This is a genomic window from Humibacter ginsengiterrae (assembly GCF_054780115.1).
Map to the genome: position 1 here is coordinate 141,207 of NZ_BAAGWY010000002.1, position 13,569 is coordinate 154,775.

10 protein-coding genes are annotated in these 13,569 nt (G+C 67.1%); 4 read left to right on the forward strand and 6 right to left on the reverse strand.

The features are described 5' to 3' along the window. Nucleotides 1–58: 58 nt before the first annotated feature. From ACYVII_RS03175 to ACYVII_RS03185, 3 genes are all read right to left on the reverse strand, one after another. Nucleotides 59–1,822, reverse strand: a complete 1,764-nt coding sequence (locus tag ACYVII_RS03175) for an acetyl/propionyl/methylcrotonyl-CoA carboxylase subunit alpha (RefSeq protein WP_460530877.1) — start codon at nt 1,820–1,822, stop codon at nt 59–61. Between the two features lie 102 nt (nt 1,823–1,924). Next, nucleotides 1,925–2,560 carry a Maf family protein gene (locus ACYVII_RS03180; RefSeq protein WP_460530880.1) on the reverse strand — a complete coding sequence of 212 codons (636 nt, stop codon included), beginning with the start codon at nt 2,558–2,560 and terminating at the stop codon, nt 1,925–1,927. Between the two features lie 41 nt (nt 2,561–2,601). Continuing rightward, a complete protein-coding gene (locus tag ACYVII_RS03185) occupies nt 2,602–4,155 on the reverse strand; it encodes an LCP family protein (protein ID WP_460530883.1) in 1,554 nt (517 codons plus the stop codon). A 260-nt stretch (nt 4,156–4,415) separates the two neighbouring features. Between ACYVII_RS03185 and ACYVII_RS03190 the strand changes: the two genes are divergently transcribed. From ACYVII_RS03190 to ACYVII_RS03205, 4 genes are read left to right on the forward strand one after another with little or no spacing between them, the layout of a single operon-like run. Further along, entirely contained in the window at nt 4,416–5,690 is a 1,275-nt protein-coding gene (locus ACYVII_RS03190) for a class I SAM-dependent RNA methyltransferase (RefSeq protein WP_460530886.1), read from the forward strand. Between the two features lie 39 nt (nt 5,691–5,729). Beyond that, nucleotides 5,730–6,407: a response regulator transcription factor gene (locus ACYVII_RS03195; protein ID WP_460530889.1), complete on the forward strand. Its 678-nt coding sequence runs from the start codon at nt 5,730–5,732 to the stop codon at nt 6,405–6,407. Nucleotides 6,408–6,417: 10 nt separating this feature from the next. Beyond that, nucleotides 6,418–7,644, forward strand: coding sequence for a sensor histidine kinase (locus ACYVII_RS03200; RefSeq protein ID WP_460530892.1), 1,227 nt, complete (start codon nt 6,418–6,420; stop codon nt 7,642–7,644). Then, on the forward strand, nt 7,641–8,735 hold the full coding sequence (locus tag ACYVII_RS03205; protein ID WP_460530895.1) for a hypothetical protein: 1,095 nt from the start codon (nt 7,641–7,643) through the stop codon (nt 8,733–8,735). Before ACYVII_RS03200 ends, ACYVII_RS03205 begins: the two co-directional genes overlap by 4 nt. 291 nt (nt 8,736–9,026) lie before the next feature. Here ACYVII_RS03205 and ACYVII_RS03210 read toward each other — a convergent pair whose 3' ends face one another. The 3 genes from ACYVII_RS03210 to ACYVII_RS03220 all read right to left on the reverse strand — a co-directional run bounded on the left by ACYVII_RS03210 (nt 9,027) and on the right by ACYVII_RS03220 (nt 13,309). Then, nucleotides 9,027–9,263, reverse strand: a complete 237-nt coding sequence (locus ACYVII_RS03210) for an acyl-CoA carboxylase subunit epsilon (RefSeq protein ID WP_460530898.1) — start codon at nt 9,261–9,263, stop codon at nt 9,027–9,029. 50 nt (nt 9,264–9,313) lie between these two features. Continuing rightward, nucleotides 9,314–10,864: an acyl-CoA carboxylase subunit beta gene (locus ACYVII_RS03215; protein ID WP_460531844.1), complete on the reverse strand. Its 1,551-nt coding sequence runs from the start codon at nt 10,862–10,864 to the stop codon at nt 9,314–9,316. Nucleotides 10,865–11,038: 174 nt separating this feature from the next. Beyond that, the gene (locus ACYVII_RS03220; protein WP_460530901.1) at nt 11,039–13,309 is read right to left on the reverse strand and encodes a glycoside hydrolase family 25 domain-containing protein; all 2,271 of its coding nucleotides are present in this window, start codon (nt 13,307–13,309) and stop codon (nt 11,039–11,041) included. Nucleotides 13,310–13,569 lie beyond the last annotated feature (260 nt).

Consider the following 13,569-nt stretch of genomic DNA (forward strand, 5'->3'; position numbering starts at 1 on the left):
AGAGATCGCAAGATCATCTCCGGCGCATCGTTCGAAATGCGGTGAAGCGTGTGCCCCGTCAGACGATGTTCAGCAGCAGGTGGCCGCTGGAGACCGTGGCGCCGACCTGCGCGTTGACATCCGTGACCGTGCCGTCCTTGTGAGCGGTGAGCGGCTGCTCCATCTTCATGGCCTCGAGCACGAGGATGAGATCGCCCTTCACCACCTGATCGCCCTCGCCGACCGCGAGCTTCACGACGGTGGCCTGCATCGGAGCGGTCACCGAGTCGCCGGTCGCCGTGGCGATCGCGTGCGAGGCGCCCTTGCGCTTCGGCGCGTGCCCGACCGTGGCTGTGCCGCCGCCCGCGATGAGCAGCTTCGTCGGCAGGCTGACCTCGACGCGCTTGCCGCCCACCTCGACGACCACGCTGTGCCGCGCCTCCGCCTCGGCCGGCTCCGTGGATTCGCCGCTCCACGGCTCCAGGTCGTTCACGAATTCGGTCTCGATCCAGCGCGTGTACACGCCGAACGGATGCCCGCCCTCTGGCGCGAACGCCGGGTCGCGCACGATCGCGCGGTGGAACGGCAGCACGGTGGCGAGGCCCGCGACCTCGAACTCGTCGAGGGCGCGACGTGACCGCTCCAGCGCCTCCTCGCGGGTGGCACCGGTGACGATGAGCTTGGCGAGCAGCGAGTCGAACGCGCCGGAGATCACGTCTCCGGACTGCACGCCGGAGTCGACCCGAACGCCCGGTCCAGACGCGGGCTTGAACACGTGCACCGGTCCGGGTGCCGGGAGGAAGCCCCGTCCCGGGTCCTCGCCGTTGATGCGGAACTCGAACGAGTGCGCGCGCGGCTCCGGGTCGTCGTAGTCGAGAACCCCGCCCTCAGCGATGCGGAACTGCTCGCGCACCAGGTCGATTCCGGTGACCTCTTCGGAGACCGGATGCTCGACCTGCAGTCGCGTGTTCACCTCGAGGAACGAGACGGTGCCGTCCTGCCCGATGAGGAATTCGCAGGTGCCGGCACCGAGGTATCCGACCTCCTTGAGGATCGCCTTCGACGAGGTGTACAGCTTCTCGCGCTGCTCGTCCGTGAGGAACGGCGCGGGCGCCTCCTCCACAAGCTTCTGGTGGCGACGCTGCAGGGAGCAGTCACGGGTGGAGACCACGACGACGTTGCCGTGGGCATCCGCGAGGCACTGCGTCTCGACGTGCCGGGGCTTGTCGAGGTACTTCTCCACGAAGCACTCGCCCCGCCCGAACGCCGCGATCGCCTCACGGGTGGCGGACTCGAAGAGCTCGGCGACCTCGTCGCGCTCGCGGGCCACCTTGAGACCGCGACCGCCGCCGCCGAAGGCGGCCTTGATGGCCACGGGGAGTCCGTGCTGGTCGACGAAATCGAGCACCTCGTCGGCGCCGCTGACCGGGTTCAGCGTTCCGGGGGCGAGCGGTGCGCCCACCTTCTCCGCGACGTGGCGGGCGGACACCTTGTCGCCGAGCCGCTCGATCGCCTCGGGACCAGGGCCGATCCAGATCAGGCCGGCATCGATGACGGCACGAGCGAAGTCGGCGTTCTCGGACAGGAACCCGTAGCCGGGGTGCACGGCGTTCGCGCCGGAGCGACGGCATACCGAGAGCAGCTTCTCGATGGAGAGGTAGGTCTCGGCACTGGTCGACCCGTCGAGCGCGTAGGCCTCGTCGGCGAGGCGCGCGTGCACGGCGTCCCGGTCCTGGTCCGCATACACCGCGACCGACGCGATTCCGCTGTCTCTGGCCGCTCGGATGACTCGCACAGCGATCTCGCCGCGGTTGGCAATCAGGACCTTCGAGATGTGTGGCACAGTCTTCAAGCCTATTGACGGCCCCCCTCGCGGTTTTGAATGCAGTCCACAAACCTCGCCCTCAGGGCTTTCGGATGCCTACAACACGCGGCCCCACGGGGCTCAGCTCCAGAGGTCGGTCCACTCGTAGCCGAGACGCTTCACGAGTGACCGAAGCGTGGAGAGCGAGAGTCCTACGACGGTGCTCGGATCGCCGTCCACCCTCGTGATGAACGGACCGCCGAGGCTGTCGATGGTGAACGCGCCCGCCACCTTCAGCGGCTCGCCGGTCGCGACGTAGGCGTCGATCTCCGTGTCGTCGATGTCGTCGGCGAACGTGACCGATGCCTCCGCCACCGCGCCAGCGGCCCCGTTCACCTTTCCGCCACTGTGGTCGATCAGCCAGTGCCCGGAGTGCAGCACGCCCGTGCGCCCGCGCTGCGCGCGCCACCGCTCACGCGCGACGGATGGCTCGTGCGGTTTGCCGTAGATCACCCCGTCGACCTCGAACGCCGAGTCACCGCCGAGGATGAGACCGTCGATCGGCTCGTCGTCGACCAGCGCTCCGACGACCGCCTCGGCCTTGGCCCTGGCGAGGAGCTGCACCATGTCTGCCGCGGCCAGCGGACCCTGCTCGGCCTCCGCCTCGGCGACCGTGGCCGGCTCGTCGACGCCGGGCGCGATCGTGAGCGGTTCGACGCCGGCCGATCGAAGGAGCGTCAATCGGGCGGGCGAGGTGGAGGCGAGGTAGAGGCGCACCCGACCATTGTGCCCGGCTCAGGCATCCGTCCGCGGCACCCTCAGTTCACGCAGGGAATGCCGGCCGACGACATCACGCCGTTCGTCCCGAACGTGTTCGAGGGCGTTGGCGTCGACCCCGATGACGACCCGGACGACCCGGACGACGCCTTCGGCGAGCCGGAGGAGCCGGACGAGGGCTTCGGGCTCGGCGTCGATGAGGCATCCGATGCGGCGATGAGCTGCGCTGTCGTGGTGCGCACCTGGTTCAGGTCGACGAGGTTGACGTCCTGGCCGTCCTCCACGCCGAACGACGAGATCGGCAGCGTCTCGAAGCTCACTCCACCGCCGCCGAACTTCTTGGCGTCCGACGCGAGGCTGAGCAGGTCGAGGTTCGAGTCCACGGCGATGTCGTTCTTGACGGTGCCGAGCATCTTCTCCATCACGCTGAAGTCGTCGAACACGTTCTGGTGCTCGAGCTTGTTCGCCAGCGAGATGATGAACGCCTGCTGCCGCCGCTCCCTGTCGAGATCCGTGAGATTCACGGGCGAGTTCGTCGTGTCGCGCCGTTGACGCACGAACGCCACCGCCTGCTGCGCGTTGATCTCCTGGAGGCCCTTAACGAACTTCGCACCGGAGTAGCTGTCGGCCGTAGCCTCGTTCAGGCACACCTGAATCGGCTGCACCGCTTCGGCGAGCTGGTAGAACGCGCCCATGGTCACCTCGACGAAGTGGTTGATCTTCACGTTCAGGAACTGCTCGACCGTCTTCACCTCCTCGACGCGCGCTGCGGAGCGTGCCTGCTGGTAGGCATCCGCACGCGAAAGACTCGGCTGCGTCTGCGTCAGATGGGTGAGCGTCTGGTCGAGCTGCAGGCCGTACGCCTGCTTGATCTTGCCCATGGATGCGCCGTCCGGCGCCCCCGGCAGGCTCACCCAGTCATCGCGCGGAATGGAGATGCCCACCGGATGCCCGCCACCAGCGGGTATGTGCAGCAGCATCAACACGTTCGAGTTGTATCCGCCGTCGTCCGCCGTACCGGCGTGCAGGGCGTTGTAGACGTCGGCGGGCAGCGGATTGCCGTTCTCGTCGAGCCGGCTGTCCAGCCCCATCACGAGGATGTTCGTCTCCGCGGTGTTCTGCACCGGACCGAGGCTCGTGCGGCGGATGCCCGTTGACAGCTGCTGGTACTGCGTGAACACGAAGATGCCTCCCGCGACGAGCACGGCCACGACTGCGGCGGCGATTCCGGCGATGATGCGCCGGCGCCGGAACGTGCGCTTGCGGCGGTCGGCGGGCGGCTTGGCCGGGTGGCCGGGCGACGGTTCTCGCGACGGGTCATCGGCAGCGTAGGCACGCGTCGCCGAGCGCCGACGCGGCCCGTGGAAGGGCTCGAGATACTCGTAGGGATCGCGAGGGCGTGGTGCGGGCGGCTGTCGCGGCGTTTCAGCGGGGGCGTTCGGCGCCTGCCGATTGCGAACCGGCGACGATGCCCGGCCCGAATCGGGCTGCACCGCCTGCTCGTCCCCGGATTGCCCGGACCTCGATTGCTTCGACCCGGAGACTCGCGCGATCTTGCGCGGGTCGATCGGCCGGCCGTTCTTGTAGTAGGTCACGCGCCTCCTCTCGTTCGACGCAGATTCCGACGGTAGCGGCCGCTTCTGGGCGCGCGGTGAACCGCGATGAGCGAACTCGCAGTGACGCATCGCGGCTCGCCGGGTGGATGTGCGGGCTCTCGCCTCGATGCGGCGTAGGCGGGGCATCGCGTGCCGTATGCGACCATCGAAGGATGCCTCGACCTCCTCGCCGCCCCGCCCTGCGATCCTCCGCCGGCCGGCCTGCGCAGACCCAGCGGCCCTCGAGATCGACAACCGCTGTGCGCCGGGTCGCCAGCGATCCGGTCGAGTTGGAACTCGAGATCACGGGCGTCGCGCACGGCGGCGTGTTCGTCGCCCGGCACGAGGGCCGGGTGGTTTTCGTGAGCGACGCGCTCCCCGGTGAGCGGGTGCTCGCCCGGGTCTCTGACACCCGCCACGACCGGTTCTGGCGAGCCGAGACGGTGCGGGTGCTGCAGGCATCCGAGCATCGACGGCCGCATGTGTGGCAGTCGGCATCGGTGGAGCGGGATCCAGACGACCGCGCAGGCGGCGCCGAGTTCGGGCACATCGACCTGCCGCATCAGCGCGAGCTGAAGCGGCAGGTGATCGCGGACGTGTTCTCCCGCATGGCCCGGCTCGACGAGGCTCCTGTCGTGGAGGCCGTGACCGGATCGGGCAAGCGGGTCGATGACGATCAGGAGGGCATCCGCTGGCGCACGAGAGTGCGGCTGCAAGTGGATGACGAGGGCAACGTCGGACCCTACGCGGCCCGCTCGCATCGCGTCGTGCCGGTCACCGATCTTCCGCTGGCGATCGAGGCGGTCGAGCGTGCAGCGCCGCTCAGTGAGTGGCAGAACCGCGGTGGAACGATCGACATCGCGGTCACGAGCGAGGGTTTCGTCTCGGTGATCCGCCGGGATGCAGCGGGTGACACGGGCAGACGCCAGCAGACGGTGCACGAACGGGTCGGAGACCGCCGCTTCGCCCTCGACTCGACGGGGTTCTGGCAGGTGCACCGCAAGGCGCCGGAGGTGCTGACGCAGGCGGTGCAAGAGGCGGTCGATGAGTCGCTCTTCGACCCGCGCGCGTACAACCTCGACCTCTACGGCGGAGTGGGCCTGTTCGCGGCCGCCGTCGCCGACCGCTTCGGTCCGACCACGCGCATCACGAGCGTGGAGTCCGACGAGAGCACCACGGATCACGCGGCATCCAACCTCGCCGAATGGATCGGCGCGCAGACCGTGACGGCACGTGTCGAGAAGTACCTGCGCGGCCTCGCCGACCGGGCATCCGCGGGGGAACGCGCCCGCCTGCGCGCCGGAACTGTCGTGCTCGACCCGCCGCGCAGCGGAGCTGGGCGGGAGGTTGTCGGCCTGCTGGCGTCGTTCGAGCCGGCACAGCTGGTGTACGTGGCGTGCGATCCGGTCGCCTTGGCACGTGATCTGGGCTGGTTCCGCGAACGCGGTTACGAACTGCGCACGGCACGCGCGTTCGACCTCTTCCCGAACACGCACCACGTCGAAGTCGTGGCGTCGCTGGTTCGCACGACCTAGGTCGGGGACCGGGCGCTCTACGTCGCTAGCATGAGTGCCATGGTGCGCGTGGGGATCGTCGACGACCATGAGTCCGTGCGCCTCGGTCTGCAAGCCGCCTGCCTTCAGGCCGGATACGACGTGCTGGCCGCCGGACCCACCGTGAGCGCCGTTCTGGATGCGCTGGCGGACGCCGATCCCGATGTGATCGTGCTCGATCTCTCGCTCGGCGACGGGTCGAGCATCACCGAGAACGTGAAGCGGGTTCAGGCCACCGGCGCGGGCGTTCTGGTGCACAGCATCGCCGACCAGGTGGCGAGCGTGCGGGAAGCTCTGGCCGCCGGCGCGGCAGGGGTCATCCCGAAATCCGCTCCCACCACAACCCTGATGGCGGCGATCAAGTCCGTCGCCGCAGGCGACGTGCTGAACAACCTGGAATGGGCCAGCGCGATCGACGCGGACAGCGAGTTCGCCAAGGCGCAGCTCGGGCGCCGCGAACGCGACGTGCTGCACCTGTACGCATCCGGCCTGCCGTTGAAGGCGGTGGCCGAGCAGCTCGGTGTGGCCCACTCGACGGCTCGGGAGTACCTCGACCGGATCCGCACGAAGTACGTTCAGGTCGGACGCCCGGCGCCGACCAAGATGGACCTGCTGCGCCGTGCCGTCGAAGACGGCATCCTCCCCGGGCTGGCGCCCGAGTCATCCGGCGCATCGGGCGAGGCGGATGGCCGCCGCTGACCCTGCGGCCATGCCGGAGCTGCTGCCGGCAGCAACGCCGAGCCCGCTGACCAGGGCGCGAGTCGAACGTCTCGCGGCACGCGCCGTTGCCGGTTTCAGCTGGGTGTTCGCGCTGCAGGTCATCCCGGTCGCTATCGCGCAGTCGTCGCACCTGCGTCCCGCCTACACCACCGCGGTCGCCGCGGTGCTTCTGGTCTCGCTGGCCTGGCTGGGCATCGCCTCCATCGTGGGCCGCACCGTGCGCGTCGCCGCGATCACCCTGTGCGTCGGCTACCTCCTGGCGCTCGTGTTCTGGGAGCAAGGCATCGCCGATGCCTCCTACTTCGACGGCGTCCGGCCGTGGCTCTGGTATCTGCTCACCGTGTCGACCGCGTGCGCGGCGTTGGCCATGCCGTTCCTCCTCGCCGCCGTCTACACGATCGTCGCGCCGCTGCTCTACGGCGTCGTGCTCGCCCTCTCCGCCGGGGCCGGCGCGATCGAGACCGCCGTGCTGGACGGCCTCTACGCCGCGCTCTTCGCCTCGATCCTGCTGGCGATCATGACGATGCTGCGGCAGGCGGCGAGTCAGGTGGATGCCCGCCAGTCGACGGCCCTCGAACGTTACGAGGTCGCGGTGCGGGCTCACGCCCTCGAGGCGGAGCGTGTCGAGGTCGACGCCATCGTGCACGACAGCGTGCTCACGACCCTGCTCTCCGCGGCGGGCGCCCGCACGCCGGAGGCGATGGCCATCGCGGCGTCGATGGCGCAGGACGCGCTCGGTCACCTCGACACGTCCGCGCCGCTGGCGAGGCCCGGGCGTGCCCTCGATTCGATTCTCTGCAGCAGGCTTCGTGACCGCATCATCTCGGCCGCGCGATCGTTCACCGTGCCGTTCTCGATCGTGCCGCGCGGCCGGGGCGACGTGCTGATCCCGGTCAGCGTCGCCGAGGCGCTCTACTCCGCAACCGTGCAGGCCATGGTGAACAGCGCGCAGCACGCCGGGGGAGTGCTGGTGCGACGCAGTCTTCGGGTTGAGGCGACCGACGACGGCGGCGTGCTCATCGTGGTGGCGGATGACGGCCACGGCTTCGAGCTCGACTCCATCCCGCCCGAGCGGCTCGGCCTGGAGGTCTCGATCAAGGAGCGCGTGGCGCTCGCCGGCGGCGTGGCATCCGTGGAGTCCGCACCGGGTGAGGGCACCAGCGTGCGGTTGGTGTGGCATCCGGAGCCGGATGTCGCGGGAGAGGAGCGTCTGTGATCGCCGTCTCCCGTGGCGTGCTCGTCACCCTGGCCGCGCTGTTCTCCGCCTACCACGTGGTGCTCGGCATCACGTCGATGTCGATGTATCGGCATCCGGCTCCGGTGATCGTCGCCATCGCGCTCTATGCCGCGGCGACAGCGCTGTCGCTGGCGAGACCCTCCCGCATCGTGCTACCGGCGTGGGTCGCCGCCTTCGATCTTGCCGTCTGCGTCGCCGTGCCTGTGCTGGTCGCCAGCCAGCTGGACCTCGCACGCGAAAACGGATACGCCACCTGGTACGTGGCGGCCATCGGCACGCTCATGACGATCGTGGTGGTGCGCAGGCGTAACGTCTTCGCCTGGGTCGGCATCGCCTTCCTCGTGGCGCACACCGTCGTCGTCGCCGGATTCGCCGCGCTCGCCGCCCTCGGCGTCATCGGAAGCGTGGTCTGGGTGGCGGCCGCGGCCGTCGTCACCAGGGCGCTCGGAAGCATGGCCCGGGATGCCTCACGGTTCGCCCGCGCCGAGCGCCAGGTCGTCGAGTGGCACGCGGAGCAGGAGGCGCACGTCGTGGAGCGCCAGCGCCGCCTGGACGAGACGTATCAGCGTGCCGCCCCTCTGCTCATCCGCATCGTGGAGAGCGGTGGGATGCTCACCGAAGACGAACGCGCGGAGTGCCTGCTCCTGGAGGCGGGGATGCGCGACGAGATCAGGGGCCGCGCACTGCTCGACGATGGAGTGCGCGAGCAGGTGCTCGCAGCGCGGCGACGTGGCGCCAACGTCGTGCTTCTCGACGACGGCGGACTGGACGGCCTCGACGAGCAGGAGCTGCAGCGCATCCACACCCGTCTCGCCGAAGCCCTGCAGGGTTCCCTGGCCGACAAGTTCGTGGTGCGTACCGTGCAGACCGGGTCACCCGTCGCCGTGACGGTGGTCGGGCTGCGTTCGGGCCCGCCGGATGCCGTCCCCGGCGATGGAGTGGGACCGCGCGACGCCCACGACACGGCCTCCGCAGAGTCGGAGGGCGCCGACGACGAGGTCGAGCTGTGGCTGGAGATCCCGCGTCGCGAGGGCGCCGCCGCGGAAACATCGGAGGGCGCCGGTCCTTGACCGACGCCCTCCGGAAGCCCCGAGTCGGGGCGACAACCCGAATATCGCCCCGACTCGCCCCCAAAACACTCGCCCGCTTACCCTAGTCGGCGAATGAATGGCGGTGAATCTCAGATGAGAGACACCTAGCAACATCAATAATGTGCCCGATCCCGCAAGAGGGAAAGTCGTCATTTAGGGGGACAATCGGGGGACAAAATCGCCGGGATCATGGGAGCAGACGGGCCCTCGTGCCCCATTTCGGGGTACAAGTCCGATGCGCGAGGCACGTAGGCAGGCCGTCGGGGCGCTTCAGCCCCAGCTCCGCCACGCGCCAGGGCCGCGCACCAGCGGCTGGCGCAGGCCACGCTGGCTGCGCTGCCACCCATTCGTGTCGGAGTCCGGCGTCGGCTGCTGTGCGGCGGCCTGCTCACGCAGAGCGGACGTCAGCACGGCAGTGACGGCGGCGATCTCGTCTTCGGAGAGCCCCTTGGTGTGGAACACGAACTGCGAGGCATCCACCTCGGGCTGCGTGCTGTGCTTGGCCATGGACGCCTCCTCTCAGTCCCGGCCCACGGCGGCGGCCGATGGTTTCGCGATCACAGCGGGATGTTTCCGTGCTTCTTCGGTGGCTGCGTCGCGCGCTTGGCGCGCAGCGCCCGCAGGGACTTGATCACCCCGATGCGTGTGGCGGCCGGTTCGATGATGCCGTCCAGCTCGCCGCGCTCGGCTGCGAGGAATGGGGATGCGACGTTGTAGAGGTACTCGTTCGCGAGCTTGGTGCGCACGGCCGCGACATCCTCGCCGGACTCCTCCGCCTTCTTGATCTCGCTGCGATACAGGATGTTCACCGCGCCCTGCCCGCCCATCACGGCGATCTCCGCGGTCGGCCAGGCGAGGTTGATGTCGGCGCCGAGCTGCTTGGAGCCCATCACGATGTAGGCACCGCCGTAGGCCTTGCGGGTGATGACGGTGACGAGCGGCACCGTCGCCTCCGCGTACGCGTAGAGCAGCTTGGCGCCGCGACGGATGACGCCGGTCCATTCCTGGTCGGTGCCGGGCAGGTATCCAGGCACATCGACGAGCGTGAGGATCGGGATCGAGAACGCGTCGCAGAACCGCACGAACCGTGCGGCCTTCTCGCCGGCGTCGATGTTGAGCGTGCCCGCCATCGCGTTCGGCTGGTTCGCGATGATGCCGACCGAGCGGCCCTCCACCCGGGCGAAGCCGATCACGATGTTCGGCGCGAACAGCGGCTGGATCTCGAGGAAGTCGCCGTCGTCGACGATGTGCTCGATGATTGAGGTCACGTCGTACGGCTGGTTCGGGGAGTCGGGGATGATCTCGTTGAGTCGGCGGTCGGCATCCGTGATCTCCAGCTCCGCCTCTGCCTCGTAGACGGGCGGATCGGTGAGGTTGTTGTCGGGCAGAAAGCTGATCAGTGCACGACCGAACTCGAGGGCATCCTGCTCGTCGGACGCCAGGTAGTGGCTCACGCCCGAGATCTTGTTGTGCGTGAGGGCGCCGCCGAGCTCTTCGAAGCCGACGTCTTCACCGGTGACCGTCTTGATCACGTCCGGTCCGGTGACGAACATATGGCTCGACTTGTCGACCATGATGACGAAGTCGGTGAGCGCGGGGGAGTACACCGCACCGCCGGCGGCGGGCCCCATCACGATGGAGATCTGCGGGATGACACCGGATGCCTGCGTGTTGCGCCGGAAGATCTCGCCGTACTTGCCGAGTGCGACGACACCTTCCTGAATGCGTGCTCCACCCGAGTCGAGGATGCCGATCATGGGCACGCCGGTCTTCAGAGCGTGATCCATGACCTTGATGATCTTCTCGCCTGCGACCTCGCCGAGGGACCCGCCGAAGATCGTGAAGTCCTGGCTGAACACGGCGACGTTGCGCCCGTGGATGGTGCCGATGCCCGTGATGACCGAGTCGCCGTAGGGGCGCTTGTTCTCCATGCCGAACGCATGAGTGCGGTGACGCACGAATTCGTCGAACTCGACGAACGAGCCGGGGTCGAGAAGAAGCTTGATGCGCTCTCGTGCGGTCAGCTTGCCTTTGGCGTGCTGCTTCTCGATGGCTGCCTGCCCGCTAGCCGTCACGGCCTCGTGATAGCGAACCTTGAGGTCAGCGATGCGGCCGGCGGTCGTCGTGTCGACGACGCTCTCGTTCTGTGTCGTGTCGTTCTGGGCCTCGGCGGCACCGGTGGCGTCGGAGGTGGAGATGTCGGTCACCCGTTCACTTTACAAGCAGGGGTTCGGGCAACGATGGCGTAAATCTACAGTGCAGCGATGGAACTCATGGTGCTTTCATACTGAAGAACCTCGTGGGATGTCACCGAGTCCACCCGCCGTGGTCGTCAGATAGTCGGGTACTGTCCCGCCATTCAACTGAATGAGGTCGGTCCAGCTGGAGACAGGGTGTTTTTGGCCACCGCTGATCATATAGATGGTCGGGCTCCCTGACTCCGTCGCGAACACCTTGCTCCGCGATGCAGCAGTGGAGAACGAGAGTTGGCTACACACGGCCGGGTCGAGGGTAGTAGGGCTGATGCCTGTCACCGACGATGAAGTGAGCGGATACAGGGTGCCTGCAATCCCGAAATACGCAGTCGACCCGCAGACCACAACACGAGTGATAGGAGCCGCTGCGGCTGTGTAGTTCGACAGGGTGGTCGGATCGACGTAATTCCAGTTCGGCAGGCCCAGTTCTGCCGTTGTGGTGAGCGAGTAGACAGGGATGCGCTGCTGCTCGCCGAATACGTACACACTCGGATTAGACACGGAGCGACCGACCGTCCCCGGCTGCAGCGAATACGGCGTCAACGGGATACTTGCTACGGTTCCCGGATTCAACGGGACTATGACAGGGACGGTCCCTCCTGTGACAGCCATCAGTTCTGTCCACGAATACATCGGAATCTTTCGTCCGGCGGACACTTCGTAGACGGTGCTGCTGTTTGTCGGCTTGACGAATAGTGTGCCGCTGAGGCTGCCGCTGTGCGGGATGTATGCGCATGTGACCGGGTCCAGCGCCGTCGTCGGAAGCCCACCGGCGTTCGCCGAGGAATTCCACTGGATCAGAGTGCCCTGAGAGGCGACGTACTGCTGTCCCGCGCATTGTGCGGCGACAGAGAGATATCCGCTTCCCGTCGCATATCCGGAAACTACCGAGTCCGGTACCGTGCGATAGCCCGACGACCCGAAGTCGGCGGCGATATCGAATGATGTGATCTGGTACTTCCGGCCGTAGCCGTCTGTGAAGTAGATCGCGTCATTGGTAGCGGTCTTCAGCAGCGAAGCGGGCGCGACAATCGTGTTTCCGATCGGTATCGCTTGTGCCGCTGTACTCGCCATCGTCGTCACGAAAGGCGATGTGCCGCCGTCGAGCTGAACGACGTCGGTCCAGCTATACACCGGGTACCGAGTCCCGGAAACCAGGTCGTATACCGTCGGATCACCGTTCGTGACGAAGAACGGTGTGATAGCCGGTCCTGTCGGGAACATCGCATATTCAAAGGAAGGGAGATCGGTTGTCGCTGCGCACTGATAACCGTACGCGGCGACGAGATCACATGTTGCGAAATGATGGAGCTGACCGTTCTGGATCAAAGATATCGCTCCACTGCTGATGTCCCGAACGGCCAGAGAGGCGTTGGCATTAGCCGTTGGAATGGAGTCCAGGTATGACTGCGGCACGTAGGACACCGAACCTAGAGCGGCGTATTGGTCGGCGATGTCCATCGATGGGACGTAATACTTCTGGCTGCCGGCATAGAGGTAGAGACTGCTGCTCGTCGTCGACCGGATGAGGAAGCCGTTCTCTGTGGCGAAATTGGTCAGGTCACTCGTGGTTCCGGGGAACGCGTCCTGGTCGACCCTTATCTGGGATCCTGAGGCGTCGGTCACAGTTCCGGAATCCGTCCATTGCCACAGAGAGAGTGACGGCCATCCCCCGGGAAGCGTGCCCGGGCCGCTCGAGATGCTGGATACCCAGCGTGCCAGGTACAGCGGGTTGGCCGTGAATGCGCTCGAATTGCCGGTGCATTGGCTCCACCAGCTGGGGTTCGTGTAAATGCCGGGCAGCCGGCCGACCAACTTCATCACCGTGCTGGAGAAGTCGGCGATCCAGGCGACCATGGCGCTCTGGCTCAAACCGTAACAAGTGCTAGACCCTTCGCTCTCCAGGTCGACCACCGGCGGCAGGGTCCGACCGTCCGGAGTCCAGCCGCCGCCGTTGTTCACGAAGAAAGTCGCCTGTGCTGCGCCCGATGATGAGTCCGGGTTGGCGAAATGGTAGGCGCCATGCGTCATTCCCGCGTTGTACGAATCGGTGTACTGCTCAGAGAATTGACTGCTCTTGTAGGTGGTGCCCTCCGTGGCCTTTACGTAGACGAACCTGACGCCGGCGCCGTACATCGCTACCCAGTTGCCCGCGTTGAAGGTTTGATAGCCACTGACGTCGATGCCTGTCGTGTACGTCGTCGTCGCCGCGGCGAACGACCTTATCTGAGGTGCTGCAGTCACGGATGCCTGGCCGACGAGGGAAGAACCCATGGTGTGGTTGTGCGTCGCGTCCATCTCCGCCTCAGTCGGCCCGGTGCCGACAGAGGAAGGTGATGTTGCCTTCGGCGCAGGACTGGAATCTGGCGTGGGCGTCGGCGTGGGCGTGGGCGACGAGGTCACTGTAGGGAGTGCCGTCGAAGACGGAGCAGGAGTCGAGATTGGGCCAGGAGCTTGGGACGGCGCAAGCGTTGCTGATGGTGCGCGTACGGTGGATGTGCGGACGGGCGTCCTCGTTTCGGCCGACGCAGGTTCGGCGGTCGTCCCGGGTGCGCTCA

Coding starts and splice junctions, on each gene's coding strand:
- ACYVII_RS03210 (WP_460530898.1), bottom strand. CDS start 9,263: ATGGCCAAGCACAGCACGCAGCCCGAGGTGGATGCCTCGCAGTTCGTG.
- ACYVII_RS03195 (WP_460530889.1), top strand. CDS start 5,730: ATGGTGCGCGTGGGGATCGTCGACGACCATGAGTCCGTGCGCCTCGGT.
- ACYVII_RS03220 (WP_460530901.1), bottom strand. CDS start 13,309: ATGGACGCGACGCACAACCACACCATGGGTTCTTCCCTCGTCGGCCAG.
- ACYVII_RS03200 (WP_460530892.1), top strand. CDS start 6,418: ATGCCGGAGCTGCTGCCGGCAGCAACGCCGAGCCCGCTGACCAGGGCG.